The following is an 18089-nucleotide window of genomic DNA, read 5'->3' on the forward strand; positions in this document are numbered from 1 at the left end:
GTGGACCGCGTGCCGGGGGAGTGGCGGCCGCGGGCCGATCGCGGGCCGGCCGCGCACCGGTGGCGTACTGGCGGCGTGTCGCCTCCGTACCGATCACCCACCCGGCCTGGCTCGGGCATGCCGAGATCTCGTAGGGTGGCGCAAACGGGTGTGGTGGCCGACACCACGCGGGGCAAGGCAGTAGAGGACGCCGCTGAGCGGCGGGGCGGGGCTGGTGACCAGGAGATGGCGGAGACGACGGCGGTCCCCGGAGATCCCGACCCGGCGACGGACCCCGGCCCCCAGGACGCCGTACCGCCGTGGCACCCGCGCAACGCGTACGACGAGCACCCGCCCGGTCCCGCCGCCCTGTACGAACCGCCGGTCCCGGTGACCGCACCCGCCCCGGCCCCGGTACCCGACCCGGCGCCCGCGCCGGTGCCCGAGTCCGTCCCGGACGCGCAGGTGCCGCCCCTGCCGCCGGTCCCCTCCACCGGATGGACCGTCACCGGTATGCCCGCCATGGGAGGCCCGGCCGCCCAGGCCGCGGCACCGGCCCCGGCACCGCAGCCGCCGTTCGGCGGCCCCGGTGCCACCCCGGCGCACGGCGTCCCCGCGGCGCAGGGCATCCCGGCACAGGGCGTCCCGGCACCCGTCGCCCCGCCCGTCACCAACGGCCTGGGCACCGCGCCGCGCGGGCGGATCCTCGTCGTCGAGGGCGGCTACGGCGGCTCCGGCCGCCGCACCTGGGGACGCGGCGGATCCGCGCAGGCCCCGGTGCTCTCCGCGATGCTCGCCGCCGTGTCGCCCCAGGTGCTGCTCGCCGCCGACGCCGTCGACGCCGTCCACCTCCCCGGCGCCAGCGACCCGCACACCGTCATCGCCCACCTGCGCGCCGCGGCCCGCCACCCCGGACCGCTCCTCGTCCACCTCGGCGGACACCTGCTCGCCGACAAGCGCAGCGGCCAGCTCCACCTCACCCTGCGTGACTCCAAGCCCGGCAGCGTCCGGCAGGACGGCCTCGCCTGGCAGCTGGTCGCGGCCGAGCTGCGCCACCGCCCGGCCGACTGGCAGACCCTGGTCATCGCCGACCTGAGCGCCGATCAGAGCGCCTGGCCCCTCCTCCAGGGCGCCGCCGCACCGCTCACCGACGGCCTGCCGCTCTGGGCGGTCGTCAGCCCCGACCCCGAGCAGATCGGCACCTTCACCCGTGCGCTGATCGAGGCGCTGCACGGCGGGCGCCCCGGGGGCGAGGCCGTCCTCGCCCCCGAGCAACTGCGCCAGCAGGTGTACTCGGTGCTCCGTCCGGACGTCGTCGTGCTGGCCACGCACGCGCCCGACCGCCCGTTCTTCCGCAACACCGCGCGTCGCGGCGACGGCTCCGTCGCCGACCCCGCCCCGTACGAGGGCCAGGCCGCCGTGCCGCCCCGGCCGGCCGCCCCGGAGGAGGCGCCCTGGGGCGACCTGCCGCCGCAGGACGCCGTGCCGCACGAGGCCGTGCCGCGGCCCAGGACCGCCGTCACCCTGGACAAGCCGGGCGCGGCCGTCGACCCGTCGGGTCCCGCGCCGGAGGACGGCCCCGCCGCCGGTACCGGCGCCGAGGACTTCGCCGACCCGTCCGGCGCGGCGCCGGCCGACGACCGGGTGGACCTGCTCAAGGCCGGGGTCCCGCCCACCCCGCCGCCCGCACCGCGGCCCGTGGACCTGCTCAAGTCCTACGCCTGGCAGGCCCCGGCCGACGCCGCCGCGGACGCCGAGGCGACGTCGGAGCCCCCGGTGCAGGACGCGCGCGTCGACGAGCCCCCGGCGGAGGCCCCCGAAGTGCAAGCCGGGGCGGACGCCGAGGAGGACACCGGCGGGGAGGAGGCCCGCGAAGCCGCAGGCCTCCCCGTCCCCGCGGACGCCGTCCCCGGCCCCGGGTCCGTCCCGGACGCCGCCCCCGAGGCCGTGGTCGAGCCCGGGGCCGCCGGGGCCGGATCCGCCGAGCCCACCGAGCCCACCGAGCCCGCCCGCGAGCCGGAGGCCGTGCCCGTGCCCGTGCCCGTGCCCGCGCCCGAACCCCTCCAGCCGCGCGCCGACTACCGCGAGGTGATCGGGCGGATCGTCCGCAGCGCCGAGGCCGGGGACCACGCGGCCGCCACCGACCTGGCCTTCGCCCTCGAACTGGAGGCGATCGGCGAACACGGCTCCGTCTCCGCGCCGGTCCTCCAGGTCCGTCAGGTCCGTGCCCACGTCTGCCGCCTCGCCGGGCGGACCGCCGAGGCCGCGGACATCTACCGCGAGGTGGCCCTGACCCTGCTCCGCGCCCAGGGCCCGGAACACCCCGAGACCCAGCAGGCCGCGACCAACGCCGAGGCCTGCTGGCGGGCGATCCCGGACCGGGCCGAGGCCCTCCGGATCGCCCCCGAGATCATCGAACTGCGCGCCTACCTCCCCGGTCCCGACGGCCGCAAGCTCCGCGCCGCCGAACGCCACCTCGCCCATCTGGCGGCCGCCCAGCCCGACCACGCCTGATGGGTGTGCTGTCCGCGCTGTCCCGGGTCTGGACCGGGCGTGCGGAGGAGCGGGAGTCCGACCGGCGGGCCCGCCGGTCGGGCGAGCCCTGGCCGACGGTGGAGGCGGCGGGGTTCGTCGCCGAGGCCGGGGCCTCGGGGCTCTTCGAGTCGGTGGAGGCGGTGGAGGTGGAGGCGGGCGACGGGGGCCGGTCGCCCCGGCTCGTCGACGTCCACCTGGACGCGGCGGGGCGGTCGTTCATCGTCATGCTGGTGGACGGCGGCGACCACAGCCGGATCGTCTGTGACGGGTACGTCTTCGACTGGGTCCCCTCGTGCCTCGCCATGGAGTTCCTGACGACCGTCGTCTCCGGGCAGGCGGAGGTCGCCTTCTCCCGGTCCGGCCGGCACGTGCGGCTGGGCGTCCCGCTCGCCGACGAGGGGACCTGGCGCGAGTCCCGGAGCTTCCGCGGCGATCTCGAACCGTGGGAGCTCGACGCGATGGGCCGCACCTGGAACCGGACGCTCGAACGGTCGGCCGCGGACCTGCGCGAACGGCTGCAGCGCCACCCGACCGAAGGCCACTGGACGCAGTTGGCGTACTGGGACCCGCTGCCCACCGCCCGCGCCCTCACCGCCACGATGGGGAACGGCCGTTGGGAGGAGCGCAGTCGGCTCAACGTGCCCGGCCCGTTCTACGCGGGGGAGACCGACGGCGGGCTGAACGGCCCCCACCGCCTGCCGGAGCACGTCCTCTCCGGCGACGAGCACCACGGGTTCGTCCACCGGCAGCCGGTCAACCCCCGTGAGCTGGCGGGCCTGGTGCGGATCGCCGAGGACGAACCGGCGGGCGGCTACGCCTGGGACGGCGACGAGCACTGGACCCCGGAAGCGGTGCGGGAGTGGTGGGCCGGCCGCGACGCGGTCCGCGCCTGGATCGCCGGGGAGCTCGGAGGCGACCGGAACGAGCCGGCGGCGCTCCGCCGGTACGCCGCCCACCTGGACGACGGACTGGAGGACTACCTGCGCGGCTACCTGTTCTGGCTGATCGAGCGCCGGGAGCCGCGCCTGGGCGAGGAACTCCCGGAGCTCTGACCGCCCGGGGCGCCCGCCCGGGGGTCTCGTTGTCCGTGGCCGCCGCTACGGTCTCCGGCATGGAACAGCAATCAGCCGAGCGCATCCACCCCCTGCCCGGACGGGTCGGCCACGTGGCCGGGATCGAGTCGCTCACACTCGACGGGCAGCGCTACCACTTCGGTTTCGACTACACGAGCGACCTGATCGTCTCACCGCTCGTCGGTGACCCGGCCGCGATGGCGGCCTTCGCGGCCGAGCACCTGAGGCAGTCGGACGGCCGGCACGACGAGGCCTACTGGGCGGAGCTCGTCGCCGACTCGGTCCGGGAGTCGGCACTCGTCCGGGAGGACGCCGACCGGGAGTTCACCACGGCGGGCCTGCGCGCCGGGCTGCCGCGCCCGGGGAGCCACCTCTTCTACCTGCTGGACGCGGCCGGCGAGGGGGACGACCCGTCCGCCCTGCCGCCGGAGGCCCGGGAGGCCTGCGCACGTCTGGGCTTCGACGAGGACGACGTCGCCGAGTGCGTCGACGCGTGCCTGCGGGCGGTCCGCGAGGACGGAGCGGCCGCCCGGCCCGACGAGTCGACGGTCGTCCGCGGCTACCTCACGTCCGCGGTGGAGAACCTGCCCGGCAACTGGGCGCTGCTGTTCGCCCCGCTCGTCGAAGCCGTCGCCGGTCGAGGATGAGCGGCCGGCCACGCCGCGGGGCAGCGGTCGGGCGGGTGCGGCGGTCGGGTCCGCGGTGAGCCGCCGACAGGTCCCGTGAAGCCGCGGTGGACGGCCCGCACCGGCGGAGCCGTCCACCGCGACCGTGTGCCGGACGGGAGTCAGCGACCGGCGAGGGCGTGCACGAAGCGCGCGCCGTCGATGGTGCCGAGACCGCTGGCGAGGTCGTAGCCCTTGGCGGCCTGGTAGCCGGTGACGGTGTCCCAGGAGTTGTCGCCGGTGGTCACGTCGACCAGGCCGCTCCACTGCCGCGGGAGCAGGTCGAGTCCGTAGAGGCGCCAGTTGAGCTGGCCGAGGCGGTGGCCGGCGAGCTGGTCGGCGAGGGCGACCACGCCGGAGAAGATCGGGGCCGCCTCGCTGGTGCCGCCGGTGAGGTGCCAGCCGGCCCGGGCGGGGTCGTAGGACTCGTAGGTCCAGGCGCCGCCGTCGACGGCGGCGCTCATGCTGATGTCGGGCGTGCCGCGGTGGTCGCCGGTGACCCGGGCGACGCCGGCCTGGTACCAGGGCCGTTCGAAGACGCCGGAGACCCCGCCACCGCCCGCGCCGTACGCGTCGTGCCAGACCTTGTCGGGCGCGGTCCGCCGGCCGGCGTTGTCGAGGCTGAGCTGCGTGCCGCCGACGGAGGTGACCAGCGGGTCGGAGGAGGGCCAGGAGTTGACCCGGTAGGGGTAGAGGTCGGTGCCGTTCTCCTGGGCGTCGGTGGCGCCGTTGTCGCCGGAGGAGGCGAGCACGGTGACGTCGTGCGCGGCGGCCTCCTTGAAGGCGTAGCGCAGACCGGTGAGCGAGCTGAAGTCGCCCTTGTCGTAGCCGGGGAAGGTGTTCTCGGTGGCGCCGAAGCTCTGCGAGATGACGTCGGCGCGGCCGGACCGGATGAGGGCGCGTTCGGCGTCCATCATCTCGGGCAGGCCGGTGGTGCCCTCGGTCTCGGCGACCCCGGTCTCGACCAGGATGATGTGGGCGTCGGGCGCGACGGCGTGCGCGTACTCGACGTCGAGGGTGGCCTCGCCGGCCCACCCGGTGTGGTCGGGGTCGGTGGGGTCGAAGGGCGGGACGTCGCCCCACTTGACCACCTCGACCTGGGTGTCGGGGATGCCCCACTGCTTGTCGAAGACCTCCAGGTCGTGCTGGATGGTCGGCGAACCGAAGGAGTCGACGATGACGATGGTGCGGCCCTTGCCGGTGACGCCCTCCTGGTAGAGGGGGTTCAGGTGGTAGGCCTCGCGGTACTGGACCGGCGAGTAGCAGCGGATGCCGATCTCGGTGACGCACTGGGAGGTGGGCAGCGGCGCGGTCCGGCCGACGGCGGTGATGTGGCCGGCCGAGGCGGGCCGGACGTGGACGCCGGTGAGGCCGGTGGAGGGGTGGGCGTCGGCGGCGGCCGGTACGGAGACGGCGGAGACGGTGCCGGCCGCGAGGACGGTGGCTCCGACGGCGAGCACGGCGAGGGCGCGGCGGAGGGCGAGGGGGTGGCCCATGGGACTCCTTGGGGCGCGGGGCCCGGCCGGGATCGGTCGGGTCGGTCCGGCCATCCCATCGACTGCCGCATGATCATGCCATAGTCATTTCATACTGTCGGCATGGTCGTCTCCGGCCACCGGAAAAGGTCAAGACCGGCCCAGGTGAAGGTAACCCCTCACCGGGGACGGTGAACTGATCGACCGTCAGATTTCGTCGGGCGTGTCAGCGCGCCCCGCCGTTGACGTACAGGGTCTGTCCGCTGACGTAGGAGGCGTCCTCGCTCGCCAGGAAGGCGACCACCGAGGCGATCTCCTCCGGCTGCCCGACCCGCCGGAGCGGCGTCCGCGCGGCCACCTCCGTCTGGTGGTCCTCGGCCGTCGCGCCGACCCGTTCGGCGGTGGCGGCCGTCATCGCGGTCGCGACGTAGCCGGGGGCGACCGCGTTGACGTTGATGCCGAACGGGCCCAGCTCGATCGCCAGCGTCGCGGTGAGGCCCTGGATGCCGGCCTTGGCGGCGGCGTAGTTGGCCTGGCCGCGGTTGCCCAGGGCGGAGCGCGAGCTGAGCGAGACGATCTTGCCGTGCTTCTGCGCCACCATGTACTTCTGGGCGACGTGGCAGCAGTTGTAGGCGCTGGTCAGGTTGACCGTCAGCACCGCGTCCCAGTCGGCCCTGGGCATCTTGAAGAAGAGGTTGTCCCGGGTGATCCCGGCGTTGTTGACCAGGACGTGCAGACCGCCGAGGTCCTGCACCACCTGGGCGAAGACCGCCTCCACGGCGTCGTAGTCGGCCACGTCGCAGCCGTAGGCCCGGGCGGTGCCGCCCTTGGCGGTGATCTCCTCGACCGTCCCGGCCGCCCGCCCGGCGTCGAGGTCGACCACGGCCACCGCCGCGCCCTCCTCGGCCAGTCGCCGCGCGGTGGCCGCGCCGATGCCCTGGGCCGCGCCGGTGACGACGGCGACCTTGCCTGCAAAACGAGTCACAGCAGCTCCTTCGGTGGCTCTTCGGAAGAGGGGGCGGCGGACGGGGGCCGACGGATGCCCGTCGGCCCCCGTCCGTCAGCCGTCATGCGTCAGCCGTCATGCGTCATGCGTCGCGCGATGAGCGTCGTCATCGTGCGTCGTGCGTCATTCGTTGTCCGCCGTTCGCCGGGCTGCGCCCGTCAGGCCGACTCCACCAGGACCGCGGTCCCCTGGCCGACACCCACGCACATGGTCGCCAGCCCGCGGCGGGCGCCCGTGCGGCGCATGCGGTGCAGCAGGGTGGTGAGGATGCGGGCGCCGGAGCCGCCGAGCGGGTGGCCCAGGGCGATGGCGCCGCCGGTCGGGTTGACCAGCTCCGGGTCGATGCCCAGCTCGTCGACGGAGGCCAGGACCTGGGCCGCGAAGGCCTCGTTCAGCTCGGCCTCCTCGACCTCGCCGAGCGACCAGCCGGCCCGGGCGAGCGCCTTGCGGGTGGCCGGCACCGGGCCGATCCCCATCACGTCCGGGTGCACACCGGCCGAGGCCCCGGCCACGTACCGGCCGAGCGGCCGGAGACCGTACTCGTGCAGCGCCTCCTCGCTGACCAGCACGAGCCCGGCCGCGCCGTCGTTCATCGGCGAGGCGTTGCCGGCCGTCACCGTGCCGTCCGGGCGGAAGGCGGGCTTGAGCCGGGCGAGCTTCTCCAGGCTGGTGTCCTCGCGGATCGACTCGTCCGCGTCGACCGTCACCCCGTCCGGCCGCTCCACCGGGATCAGCTCGGCGTCGAAGTGCCCGTCCTTGCGGGCGGCGGCGGCCCGCTGGTGGCTGCGGAGCGCGAAGGCGTCCTGGCGCTCGCGGCCGATGCCGTAGCGGGTGGCGACCTCCTCGGCGGTCTCGCCCATCGAGAGCACGCCGTGCAGCTCGGGCATCCGGGGGTTGGTGAGCCGCCAGCCGAGCCGGGTGTCGTGGGTCTCGATCCGGTGCGGGAGCGCCTCGTCGGGGCGGGGGAGGATGAACGGGGCGCGGGTCATCGACTCGCACCCGCCGGCCAGCACCACGTCCGCCTCGCCGGAGCCGATCGCCCGGGCGCCCATGGTGACCGCCTCCAGGCCGGAGGCGCAGAGCCGGTTGACGGTGGCGCCGGGGACGCTGTCGGGCAGGCCGGCGAGCAGCACGGCCATCCGGGCGGCGTTGCGGTTGTCCTCGCCGGCCTGGTTGGCGGCGCCCCAGTAGACGTCGTCGATCCGGGCGGGGTCGAGGGCGGGCAGGTCGGCGAGCAGGGTGCGCAGCACGGTGGCCGAGAGGTCGTCCGGGCGGACCGTGGCGAGGGCTCCGCGCAGCCGGCCGATGGGTGTGCGGCGGGCGGCGGCGAAGTAGACAGGACGCACGACGTCGGGCTCCTTGTCGGGAGGGAGGGGGCGAGGAGGGGCGAGTGGGAGGGGAGGGGAGGGGGCCGGGCGGGCGGTCAGAAGGCGTTGACGCCGGTGAGCGCGCGGCCGATCAGCAGCTGGTGGATCTGGCTGGTGCCCTCGTAGAGGGTCATCACCCGGGCGTCCCGCAGGTACTTGCCGACGGGGTACTCGTCGATGTACCCGTAGCCGCCGAAGACCTGGAGCGCGTTGTTCGCGGCCCGCACGGCGGCCTCGCCGGCGAAGAGCTTGGCGACGGAGGACTCGGTGGCGAACGGCAGGCCGCGTTCGATGTGGTCGGCGACCTTCCAGGTGAGCAGCCGCGCGGCCTCGACGTCCACCGCGATGCCGGCGAGCAGCTGTTGGACGAGCTGGTGGGAGGCGATCGGCGCGCCGAACTGCTCGCGCTCGCCCGCGTACCGGACGGCGGCGTCCAGGCAGGCCCGGGCGATGCCGACGCAGCCGGCGGCGACCGACATGCGGCCCTTGGCGAGGGCGGCCATGGCGACGGTGAAGCCCTTGCCGGTCTCGCCGAGCCGGGCGCTGTCGGGCACCCGGACGGCGTCGAAGGCCAGCTCCGCGGTGGCCTGGCCGCGCAGGCCGAGCTTGCCGTGGATCTCGGTGCGGGTGAAGCCCGGCAGGTCGGTGGGGACGAGGAAGGCGGTGACGCCGCGGTGGCCCCGCTGGTCGGGGTCGTCGCCGCCGGTGCGGGCGAAGACGAGGGCGACGTCGGCCCAGGTCCCGTTGGTGATGAACATCTTGGCGCCGCTGATCAGCCACTCGTCGCCGTCGCGCACGGCGCGGGTGGTGAGGTTGGCGGCGTCCGAGCCGGTGCCGGGTTCGGTGAGCGCGAAGCAGCCGAGCGCCTCGCCGGAGGTGAGCCGGGGCAGCCAGTGCCGCTTCTGCTCCTCGGTCCCGTAGGAGTTCACCGACTTGGCGACCAGGCCGAGCGAGACCGAGACGATGCCGCGGACGGCCGAGTCGCCCCGGCCGAGCTCCTCCAGGACCAGGCAGTAGGCGAGGTGGTCGCCGCCGCTGCCGCCGTACTCCTCGGGGATGGTCAGGCCGAGGAAGCCGAGCTCGCCGAGTCTGCCGATGATCGCGCGGTCGACGGATTCGGCGCGGTCCCACGCGGCGGCGTGCGGGACGATCTCGCGGTCGGTGAAGGAGGCCGCGAGGTCGCGGACGGCGGTCTGCTCCTCGGTGAGCTCCAGGTCCATGGCCACCCCGATAAACTAGCGCTGCAAGTTTTACGAGGGACTGTAGCCCCGACCGGCCGCGCAGGGAAGGGGCGCCTGCCAGAATCGGTCCCCACGCCCACCCGACCGGAGGAACCGCGCCGATGGCACGCCCGCGCACCCCCCTGCTCAGCCGCGAGCGCATCGTCGCCGCCGCCCTGCGGCTGGTCGACGAGGAGGGGCTGGCCGCCCTCTCCACCCGCCGCCTGGCCACCGAGCTGTCCGTGAGCGGGCCTTCCCTCTACAACCACTTCGCCACCAAGGACGACCTGCTGGACGCGGTGGTGGACGGGGTCATCGGCGAGGTCGACCTGTCGATGTTCACCGCCGGGGCGCCCTGGCCGGAGGCGCTGCGGGAGTGGGCCCGGTCCTACCGCGCCGCGCTGGCCGCCCACCCCAACATCGTCCCGGTGCTCGCCCAGGGCCCGGGCCGCCGCCCGAACGCGCTGCGGCTGGCCGACGCCGTCTTCGGCTGCCTGGTCGAGGCGGGCTGGCCGCGCGGGCAGGCCACCCGGATCGGCGCGCTGATGCGGTACTTCGTCACCGGTTCGGCGCTGGCCTCCTTCGCGGCCGGCTTCCCTGAGGACGCCGGGCTCTACGACGCCGCCGACTACCCCCACCTCGGCGACGCCCACCGGCTGGCCGAGCACCGGGCGGCGGTCGACGAGGGGGCCTTCGAGACCGGGCTGGAGGCGCTCCTCGACGGGCTGGCCCTGCGCTACGAGCGAGGCCAGGGCGCCCCGTCCGGCCCCGGTGCCCCGTCCGCCCCCGCTGCGCCCGCCACCCCCGCTGCGCCCGCTGCGCCCGCTGCGCCCGCCACCCCCGCTGCGCCCGCAGCCCCGGGTCACCAGGGCTCGCGGGCCACGAACGCGGGCCGGAGCGAAGGGTCCACCGGGTCGTAGTACCGGTGGTAGACGGGGGTCAGCCCGCCCGAGACCGGCGGCACGATCCAGCTCCAGTCGGCGGGGGTGGGCCGGCCCAGCCGCCGCTCCTGCGCGATGTGCTTGAGGAACCGCTCCGACTCGGTGTGGTGGTCGGCGATGGTGACCCCGGCCTCCTGGAAGGAGTGCAGCACCGCGACGTTGAGCTCGACCAGCGCGCGGTCCCGCCAGAGCGTGCGGTCGCTGGAGGTGTCGAGGCCCAGCCGTCCGGCGACGGTCGCCAGCATGTCGTACCGGTCGGCGTCGGCGAGGTTGCGGGCGCCGATCTCGGTGCCCATGTACCAGCCGTTGAACGGCGCGGTGGGGTAGCGGACGCCGCCGATCTCCAGCGTCATGTCGCTGATCGCCGGGACGGCGTACCAGCGCAGGCCGAGGGCGGCGAACCACGGGTGGTCGGGGTGGACGAGTTCGACCTCCAGCGTGGTGTCGTCCGGCAGTTCGTACCACTCGGGCCGTTCGCCGGGCCGCTCCTGGACCAGCAGCGGCAGCACCTCGAAGCGCTCCTCGCCGCACTTCCAGCCGAGGTCCCGGGCCCGGGCGGCGAGCTGTGCACCCGCCGGGTCGCCGGTCCACCCGCCGTCCGGCGCCGGGTGGCCGGCGTAGCGGACGAGCTGCTGGTTGACGATGCGGGCCGCCGGCCGGCCGGGCCGGTCGGGGGCGAACACCGAGACCACGGGGCGGATCCGGCCGCCGTTGGCGGCGGTGCGCAGGTGCTCGAAGGACTCGGCGGCGATGTCGTCCGCGGAGCTCAGGTGCCGCAGGTCGCGCACCACGAGACTGCGCCAGTACAGCCGCCCGATGCAGCGGGCCGCGTTGCGCCAGGCGAGCCGGGCGCCGTGGGCCAGCTCGGCGGGGGTGTGCTCGTAGGTGCCGGTCCGGTCGATCTCGTCGAGGACGGCGCGGATCCGCTGCTCCTGGTCCCCGGCGGCGGGCTGCTCGCGGTGGAACTGCCGGATGAAGTCGGCGGCCTGCCGGGGGTCGGTGAACCGGTCGGCCGCCGCGGGGTCGGCCGGGGGGCCGGCGGCGGGGTCGACCGGGTGGGCACCGGCAGGCTCCGCGGCCCGGTCGGAGCCGTCGGAGCCCTCGGAGCCGTCGGCGGTGCCGGGGCTCTCGCCGGACGCCGCCGGAGGGAGCCCCGGGGCGGTCGGCTCCTCCGGCACCAGGTGGCCGTGGACGTGGGCGTGCGAGTACGGGCAGCTCCCGCCGGGTGCGGCGGCGGGCCTGCGGGCGCTGCGGGTGCGAAGCCGGTCGAAGATCAAGGACATCCCTCCTGCCGCCCAGGGATACCGGAGGTGTCCGGGCCGCCGCAGGGAGTGAACGATTCGGCCCCCGCGCCCGCGCTCTTCGCGCTAGGGTGCGGGGGCCGAAGGCCTGGGCGGACGCCGTCCGGGCCGGGCCGTCCCGGGGCGGGGGCTCAGCCCATGTCCTCCAGGCGGACGCCCTTGGTCTCCTTCATGAACCTCGCCACGAAGACGACGGACAGCGCGGCGAAGACCGCGTAGGCGAGGTAGGTCGCGGAGAGGTTCCAGCGCGAGAGCGCCGGGAACGAGACGGTGATCGCCCAGTTGGCGATCCACTGCGCGGAGGCGGCCACCGAGAGCGCGGCGGCGCGGATCCGGTTGGGGAACATCTCGCCGAGCATCACCCAGACCACCACGCCCCAGGAGAGCGCGAAGAACAGCACGAAGGCGTTGGCGGCGATCAGCGCGACGGTGCCCTGGAGGTCGGGCAGCGTGACGTCGTCGCCTGTGCCGGTGGCGGAGGAGAACGCCCAGGCGCAGGCCCCCAGTGCGACGGCCATGCCCGCCGAGCCGATCAGCGCCAGCGGCTTGCGGCCGATCCGGTCGACCAGCAGGATCGCCACCACGGTGCCGAGGATGTTGATGACCGATCCGATGAAGCTGATCAGCAGCGAGTTGGACTGCTCGATGCCGACCGACTGCCAGAGGATCGACGAGTAGTAGAAGATCACGTTGATGCCGACGAGCTGCTGGAAGACCGAGAGGCCGATGCCGACCCAGACGATCGGGAGCAGGCCGAAGCGTCCGCCGAGCAGGTCGCCGAAGCGCGGGCGGTGGTCGGAGTCGATGAGCCCCTGGATCTCGGCGATCCGGGCGTCGGTGTCGGAGTCCCGGCCCTCGACGTCGGCGAGCACCGCGCGGGCCTCGTCCAGGCGGCCGGCCGAGATCAGGAAGCGCGGGGACTCGGGGATGGTCGAGGAGAGCACGAAGTAGACCGCGGCCGGCACGACGCAGATCCCGAGCATCCACTGCCAGGCCTCCAGGCCGAGCAGGTGTCCGCGGGTGTCGCCGCCGGCGGCGTCCGCCAGCACCCAGTTGACCAGCTGGGAGATGGCGATGCCGAGGACGATCGCCGCCTGCTGGAACGAGGCCAGCCGGCCGCGGTACTTCGTCGGCGCCACCTCGGCGATGTAGGTCGGGGCGATCACCGAGGCGATGCCGATGGCCGCCCCGCCGAGGACCCGCCAGAAGGCGAGGTCCCAGGCGGAGAACGGCAGCATCGAGCCGATCGCGCTGACCGCGAAGAGCAGCGCCCCCGCCTTCATCACGGTGATCCGGCCGTACCGGTCGGCGAACCGGCCGGCCAGCGCGGCGCCGACCGCCGAGCCCAGCAGCGCGGAGGAGACGATCAGCCCGGTCACGCCGTCCCCGACGCCGAACTTCTCCTGGATCCCGGAGACGGCTCCGTTGATCACGGAGCTGTCGTAGCCGAACAGGAAGCCGCCGAGGGCCGCGGCGGCGGTGATGAAGACGACGAAGCCGAGCCGGCCGGACGACGGGCCGGTCTCGGCCGCCGAGGGCCCCGCAGGCTGCTGGGTGACGCTCACGATCTTGACTCCTGGTACTCAACGCTGAGCTTGGTAGCCGAGATCGTAACCCCTCAATGTTCAAGTGTTGTACATGGGATGCCCTTCAAGTCCCTTGGCCGATTAGTAAGGTGAACAATCAAATAAGTCCCGCTCTCGGCCCGGGCCTCGCGCCCGGGTCGGGCCCGGGTCGGGCCCCGGTCCCGGGACGCGGGCGGGCGCCCATGTCACGGCCGGGCGCCCGCCCCCCCCGGGGTCGCGCCCGCCCCCGGGGTCAGGCGGGCCGGGCCAGCGAGAGCCCGAACCGGCCCTGGTCGTCGGTCCACCACTCGGCGAGCCGCAGGCCCGCCGCCGCGAGCTCCTCGGCCACCCGCTCGCGGCGGAACTTGGCCGACACCTCGGTGCGCAGCTCCTCGCCCTCGTCGAAGTGGACCGGCAGGTCCAGCTCCGGGATCTTCACGGTCTGCGCCCGTAGCGACCGCAGCCGCATCTCGATCCACTCCCGCTCCGCGTCCCAGAGCGCCACGTGCTCGAAGGCCTCCGAGTCGAAGTCGGCGGACAGCTCCCGGTTGAGGACGTTCAGCACGTTCCGGTTGAACTCCGCGGTCACCCCGGCCGCGTCGTCGTAGGCGGCGACCAGCACCGCCGGGTCCTTGACCAGGTCGGTGCCGAGCAGCAGCGAGTCGCCCGGGTCCAGGGCCGAGCGCAGCCCGCGCAGGAAGGCGGCGCGCTCGGCCGGCAGCAGGTTGCCGAGGGTGCCGCCGAGGAAGGCGACCAGGCGCGGGCCGCCCGGCGGCAGGTCGAGCCGGGCGGTGAAGTCGGCGAGTACGCCGTGCACGGTCAGGCCCGGGTACTCGGTGGCGAGCGCCCCGCCGGCCGCGGTGAGCGCGCTCTCGCTCACGTCGACCGGCACGTACGCGTCCAGCGTGCCCAGGTCGCGCAGCGCGTCCAGCAGCAGCCTGGTCTTCTCGGAGGAGCCCGAGCCCAGCTCGACCAGGGTGCGGGCCCGGGTGGCGGCGGCGATCTCGCCCGCCCGGGCGGTCAGGATGGCCCGCTCGGCGCGGGTCGGGTAGTACTCGGGCAGCCGGGTGATCTCCTCGAACAGCTCACTGCCCCGGGCGTCGTAGAACCACTTGGGCGGCAGCGACTTCGGCTCGGAGGTCAGGCCGTGCTGCACGTCGTACCGCAGGGCGGTGCTGAAGTGGTCGGCGGGCAGCAGTCGGGTGAGATCGAAGGTGCTCATGGCAGATGGATCCTCTGTTCAGGAAGTGAAGAAAGGAAGGCGACGTCGAAGGGGCCCGCCTGGGGTGGCGGCGGACCCGGCCGGTCTCAGAGCGGCTTGACGGTGACCCCGTCCGGCCCGGCCAGCAGCAGCGACCGGTCCGGGACGGCCGTCCAGTCCGGGTGGTCGTCGGACGGTTCGGAGGCCACCAGCACGCCGAGTCCGGGAACCGTCCGGTGGTGCAGGGTGTCGCCCCAGGCGGTCGCGGCGATCGCCCGGCCGTCGGTGAGCAGCAGGTTGAGCCGCCCGTCCGTGTGCGCGGCCACGTCCGCGACGGTGCCGGTCAGCGCCTCGCCCAGGCCGGCGCCCGCGCGCAGCCGGTGCAGCGCCAGCGCCCAGAGCAGCGCCGAGTCGGTGCGTGCCGCCAGCCCCAGCAGCTCGGCGGGCGGCAGCAGCGCGGCGACCGGCCCCAGCCGCTCCGGCCAGCCGGCCACCGCGCCGTTGTGGCTGAACAGCCAGCGCCCGGCGGCGAACGGCGCGGCCGCCTCCTCGCCGGCGGCGCAGCCCTCGGTGGCCGAGCGGACGGCCGCCAGCAGCGCCCGGGTGCGCAGGACCCGGGCGAGGTCGGCGAAGGAGGCGTCCGCCCAGACCGGCCCGGCCCGCCGGTAGCGGGCCGGGACCTCGTCGCCGTCGGCGTACCAGCCGAGGCCGAAGCCGTCCGCGTTGACCGTGCCGTACTGCTGTGCGCGCGGCGCCCAGGACTGCCGGTAGAGCCCGAACGGCGGCTCCACCAGCAGCTCCCGGGGCGCGACCGGCTCGCCCAGGTAGGCGAGGTGGCGGCACATCAGCCGGCCGCCGCGTCGGTCGCGGTGCGGAACCCGGCGAAGATCTGGCGCCGGACCGGGTAGTCCCAGTTGCGGAAGGTGCCGCGGCAGGCGACCGGCGCCACCGCGAAGCAGCCGCCGCGCAGCACCTTGTACTCCGGCCCGAAGAAGACCTCCGAGTACTCCCGGTACGGCCAGGCGCGGAACCCCGGGTACGGGCGGAGGTCGCTGGCCGTCCACTCCCACACGTCGCCCATCAACTGCCGTACCCCGTAGGCGGATTGTCCCTCCGGGTAGCTGCCCGCCGGGGCCGGGCGCAGGTGGCGCTGGCCCAGGTTGGCGTGCTGCGGGGCCGGTGACGCGTCGCCCCAGGGGAACCGGCGCGAGCGGCCGGTGGCCGGGTCGTGCCGCGCGGCCTTCTCCCACTCGGCCTCGGTCGGCAGCCGCCGCCCGGCCCACCGGGCGTAGGCGTCCGCCTCGTACCAGCTGACGTGCAGCACCGGCTCGTCGAGCGGGACGGGCTCCAGCACGCCGAACCGCCGCCGCAGCCACTGGCCGCCGTCCTGCCGCCAGAACAGCGGGGCGGTCAGGCCGGCCTGCCGGCGGTGCGCCCAGCCCTCGGACGTCCACCAGCGCGGCTCGTCGTAGCCGCCGTCGGCCAGGAACCGCAGGTAGGCGCCGTTGGTGACCGGGGTGGTGTCCAGCCGGAAGGCGGGCAGGTCGACCCGGTGGGAGGGGCGCTCGTTGTCCAGCGCCCACGGCTCGGTGTCGGTGCCCATGGTGAACGGGCCGGCCGGGATCAGCACGTCGGCGGGCAGCGCGGCCGCGTCCGCCGGGGCGGGCGGCGGCGGGGGAGCGGCCAGCACCGGCTCGCCCCTGCGGAGCTGGTGGGTGATCAGCATCGTCTCGTCGTGCTGCTGTTCGTGCTGGGCGATCATGCCGAAGGCGAACCCGGAGTCCAGCAGCGGGGCGCCCTCCAGCGGGCTGGCGGCGAGCAGGTCGAGCACCCGGCCGCGGACGTCGTGCGCGTACGCGCGGGCCTCCCCGGGCGGCAGCAGCGGCAGGCTGGGCCGCTCGGCGCGCGGGTGCTCGAAGGCGTCGTAGAGCGGGTCGATCTCGGGGTGCATCGGCTCCCGGCCGCCGATGTTGCGCAGCAGCCAGAGCTCCTCCTGGTTCCCGATGTGGGCGAGGTCCCAGACCAGCGGGGACATCAGGGGGGAGTGCTGGGCGGTGAGGTCGGGGTCGTCGACGCAGTCGGTCAGTGCGGCGGTGCGGGCGCGGGCGGCGAGCAGTTCGGCGGCGATCGTCTCGCGCAGGACCTCCGGCGGCAGGGTGTCCAGCGGCCGGGCGTCCGGGGTGTGCAGGGCGTCCGGGGTGTGCAGGGTGCGGGTGTCCGGGGTGCGGGCTTCCCGGACCGGCGGGCCCGGCTGCGTCCCCGTGCCCGGGGCGGGTGCGCCGGCCGGGCGGGTGTCGCGTGCGGAGCGTGCGGCGTGCGCGTCGCGGGAGTCGTCGATCATGGTGCGGCCCCCTCCGGGGGAGTGCGTAGGGTGCCGGAGCGCAGGGCGTCCAGCTGGTCGTCGGCCGGGCAGCGGCCGCGCGCCGGGTAGCGCTCGGCGAACTCGGCGACGGTGGCGCGCAGCCGCTCGGCGCCGGGCATCCGGCCCAGCGCGGCGTCGGCGGCGGCGAAGCAGGTCAGGGTGGCGCGGCGCAGCTCCGGATCGGACACCGCGAGGGTGGCGGCGCGGCGCCAGACGTCGCTGCGCGGCGGGCGCGGACCGTCGGGGCACTCCAGCGGCTCCAGCGCGGCGAGCGCGGCGTCGGCGGCGAGCGGGTCGTCCAGGAGGGCGGTGGCCAGGGCGGCGGGGACGATCCAGCCGTCGCCCGGCTGGGCGTCGATCATCCGCAGTTCCAGGTAGCCGTGCGGGCGGACCGGCGGGAAGAGCGTGGTGCGGTGGTAGTCGAGGTCGGCCAGGGTGGGCGGGCGCTCGCCGCGGCCGCGCAGCCAGTCGGCGAAGGTCAGCCCGGCCGGCGCGGTCCACGGCAGGCCGTCCCGGCGGCGGACGCAGAGCACCTCGGCGTCCAGCACGTAGCGGGTCCAGGCCTCGCGCGGGTCGCCGTGGTCCGGCGAGGGGGCGAGGGTGCGGCTGGGGTCCATCCGGGACCAGACGGTCTGCCGGGTGGACCGGTGGCCGGTCGGCCTGCCGTCCAGCAGCGGCGAGTTGGCGAAGGCGGCGACCAGGACCGGGCCGAGGCGGTGGGCGAGGAGCCAGCGCCGGTCCAGCCCGTGCGGACCGGTCTCCGCGCCGGAGTCCAGGCAGACCTGGAGGGAGGCGGTGCCGGTCATCATGATGCGGCCCCACGGGCCGGCCGAATTGAAGAATCGTTCCATCGCCAGGTAGCGCGGGTGGTCCAGCACCATCTGCCGGGGTCGTGCCAGGGGGTCGGTGCCGGTGCCGGTGAGCCGCAGGCCCTGTGCCGCGAAGGCGGCCCGCAGGGCGGCGAGGTCGCGCCGGGTGTCGGCGACGCAGGCGGTGAGGCCGTCGGCGGGCGGGGAGCTGAGCTCTACCTGACCGCCGGGTTCGAGGGTGAGGCGGGAACCGGACGGGAGCGAGGTCCCGTCGGGGCCGCCGAGCGGCAGTGCGTCCAGTGCGGCGTGCAGCCGTTCCGGGGGTACGGGTTGGGTCGGACATCGGTCGTCGTGGACGAACCACTCAAGCTCGACGCCGACCAGGCGGGGCGGTCCGATCTTGAAGCAGACGCCGGCCATGTGGCGGCGCGCCTCGGACTCGGTCAGCGGGGTCACGGTGGCGGGCCGGCCGGCCGGGTGGGCCTGGGTGCTCCGGGGAGGTCCGGCGGCGGGCGGGCCGGCGCTCTGCCGGTCGGGCGGGCTGGTCGGTCGAACGGGTATCACCGGACTCACCATCCTCGGGATCACGA

The 18089-nt window shown here is 75.3% G+C and carries 13 protein-coding genes and 1 pseudogene; 4 read left to right on the forward strand and 10 right to left on the reverse strand.

What is annotated here, in order from left to right; all coding sequences use genetic code 11:
- Positions 1–225: 225 nt before the first annotated feature.
- Genes OG550_RS30420 through OG550_RS30430 form a run of 3 tightly spaced genes read left to right on the forward strand, consistent with a single transcriptional unit; the run spans position 226 to position 4234 of the window.
- Positions 226–2493, forward strand: a complete 2268-nt coding sequence (locus OG550_RS30420; protein ID WP_327682945.1) for a hypothetical protein — start codon at positions 226–228, stop codon at positions 2491–2493.
- Positions 2493–3566 carry a hypothetical protein gene (locus tag OG550_RS30425; RefSeq protein WP_327682947.1) on the forward strand — a complete coding sequence of 358 codons (1074 nt, stop codon included), beginning with the start codon at positions 2493–2495 and terminating at the stop codon, positions 3564–3566. The genes OG550_RS30420 and OG550_RS30425 overlap by 1 nt, the downstream gene beginning before the upstream one ends.
- A 59-nt stretch (positions 3567–3625) precedes the next feature.
- A complete protein-coding gene (locus OG550_RS30430) occupies positions 3626–4234 on the forward strand; it encodes a hypothetical protein (RefSeq protein WP_327682949.1) in 609 nt (202 codons plus the stop codon).
- A 140-nt stretch (positions 4235–4374) separates the two neighbouring features.
- On the opposite strand, the gene OG550_RS30435 is transcribed toward OG550_RS30430, so the two are convergent.
- The 4 genes from OG550_RS30435 to OG550_RS30450 all read right to left on the reverse strand — a co-directional run bounded on the left by OG550_RS30435 (position 4375) and on the right by OG550_RS30450 (position 9320).
- Complete coding sequence (locus OG550_RS30435; RefSeq protein WP_327682951.1) at positions 4375–5748, reverse strand: S53 family peptidase; 1374 nt, start codon at positions 5746–5748, stop codon at positions 4375–4377.
- Between the two features lie 205 nt (positions 5749–5953).
- Positions 5954–6712: a 3-oxoacyl-ACP reductase FabG gene (fabG, locus tag OG550_RS30440; protein WP_327682953.1), complete on the reverse strand. Its 759-nt coding sequence runs from the start codon at positions 6710–6712 to the stop codon at positions 5954–5956.
- Positions 6713–6891: 179 nt separating this feature from the next.
- On the reverse strand, positions 6892–8079 hold the full coding sequence (locus OG550_RS30445) for a thiolase family protein (RefSeq protein WP_327682955.1): 1188 nt from the start codon (positions 8077–8079) through the stop codon (positions 6892–6894).
- Positions 8080–8156: 77 nt separating this feature from the next.
- Positions 8157–9320 (reverse strand): acyl-CoA dehydrogenase family protein, encoded by a 1164-nt coding sequence (locus OG550_RS30450; RefSeq protein WP_327684258.1) that lies wholly within the window; start codon positions 9318–9320, stop codon positions 8157–8159.
- A 122-nt stretch (positions 9321–9442) separates the two neighbouring features.
- Here OG550_RS30450 and OG550_RS30455 point away from each other — a divergent pair.
- Positions 9443–10087: pseudogene (locus OG550_RS30455) on the forward strand (TetR/AcrR family transcriptional regulator); the annotation flags it as partial.
- Positions 10088–10182: 95 nt separating this feature from the next.
- Here OG550_RS30455 and OG550_RS30460 read toward each other — a convergent pair.
- The 6 genes from OG550_RS30460 to egtA all read right to left on the reverse strand — a co-directional run bounded on the left by OG550_RS30460 (position 10183) and on the right by egtA (position 18063).
- Positions 10183–11544: a nitric oxide synthase oxygenase gene (locus OG550_RS30460; RefSeq protein ID WP_442906099.1), complete on the reverse strand. Its 1362-nt coding sequence runs from the start codon at positions 11542–11544 to the stop codon at positions 10183–10185.
- Positions 11545–11693: 149 nt separating this feature from the next.
- A complete protein-coding gene (locus tag OG550_RS30465; protein WP_327682956.1) occupies positions 11694–13127 on the reverse strand; it encodes a sugar porter family MFS transporter in 1434 nt (477 codons plus the stop codon).
- Between the two features lie 253 nt (positions 13128–13380).
- Positions 13381–14349 carry an L-histidine N(alpha)-methyltransferase gene (egtD, locus tag OG550_RS30470; protein ID WP_327682958.1) on the reverse strand — a complete coding sequence of 323 codons (969 nt, stop codon included), beginning with the start codon at positions 14347–14349 and terminating at the stop codon, positions 13381–13383.
- A gap of 86 nt (positions 14350–14435) precedes the next feature.
- Positions 14436–15173, reverse strand: coding sequence for an ergothioneine biosynthesis protein EgtC (egtC, locus tag OG550_RS30475; protein ID WP_327682960.1), 738 nt, complete (start codon positions 15171–15173; stop codon positions 14436–14438).
- Positions 15173–16669 carry an ergothioneine biosynthesis protein EgtB gene (gene egtB, locus OG550_RS30480; protein WP_327682962.1) on the reverse strand — a complete coding sequence of 499 codons (1497 nt, stop codon included), beginning with the start codon at positions 16667–16669 and terminating at the stop codon, positions 15173–15175. The genes egtC and egtB overlap by 1 nt, the downstream gene beginning before the upstream one ends.
- A complete protein-coding gene (egtA, locus tag OG550_RS30485; RefSeq protein ID WP_327682964.1) occupies positions 16666–18063 on the reverse strand; it encodes an ergothioneine biosynthesis glutamate--cysteine ligase EgtA in 1398 nt (465 codons plus the stop codon). The genes egtB and egtA overlap by 4 nt, the downstream gene beginning before the upstream one ends.
- Between the last annotated feature and the right edge of the window lie 26 nt (positions 18064–18089).

This window comes from Kitasatospora sp. NBC_00458 (assembly GCF_036013975.1).
Classification (GTDB): domain Bacteria; phylum Actinomycetota; class Actinomycetes; order Streptomycetales; family Streptomycetaceae; genus Kitasatospora.

What these genes read in the sequence shown, in the direction of transcription:
- egtD (WP_327682958.1), bottom strand. Translation starts at nt 14,349, where the DNA reads ATGAGCACCTTCGATCTCACCCGACTGCTGCCCGCCGACCACTTCAGC.
- egtC (WP_327682960.1), bottom strand. Translation starts at nt 15,173, where the DNA reads ATGTGCCGCCACCTCGCCTACCTGGGCGAGCCGGTCGCGCCCCGGGAG.
- OG550_RS30450 (WP_327684258.1), bottom strand. Translation starts at nt 9,320, where the DNA reads ATGGACCTGGAGCTCACCGAGGAGCAGACCGCCGTCCGCGACCTCGCG.
- egtB (WP_327682962.1), bottom strand. Translation starts at nt 16,669, where the DNA reads ATGATCGACGACTCCCGCGACGCGCACGCCGCACGCTCCGCACGCGAC.
- OG550_RS30460 (WP_442906099.1), bottom strand. Translation starts at nt 11,544, where the DNA reads ATGTCCTTGATCTTCGACCGGCTTCGCACCCGCAGCGCCCGCAGGCCC.
- OG550_RS30425 (WP_327682947.1), top strand. Translation starts at nt 2,493, where the DNA reads ATGGGTGTGCTGTCCGCGCTGTCCCGGGTCTGGACCGGGCGTGCGGAG.
- OG550_RS30435 (WP_327682951.1), bottom strand. Translation starts at nt 5,748, where the DNA reads ATGGGCCACCCCCTCGCCCTCCGCCGCGCCCTCGCCGTGCTCGCCGTC.
- OG550_RS30420 (WP_327682945.1), top strand. Translation starts at nt 226, where the DNA reads ATGGCGGAGACGACGGCGGTCCCCGGAGATCCCGACCCGGCGACGGAC.
- OG550_RS30430 (WP_327682949.1), top strand. Translation starts at nt 3,626, where the DNA reads ATGGAACAGCAATCAGCCGAGCGCATCCACCCCCTGCCCGGACGGGTC.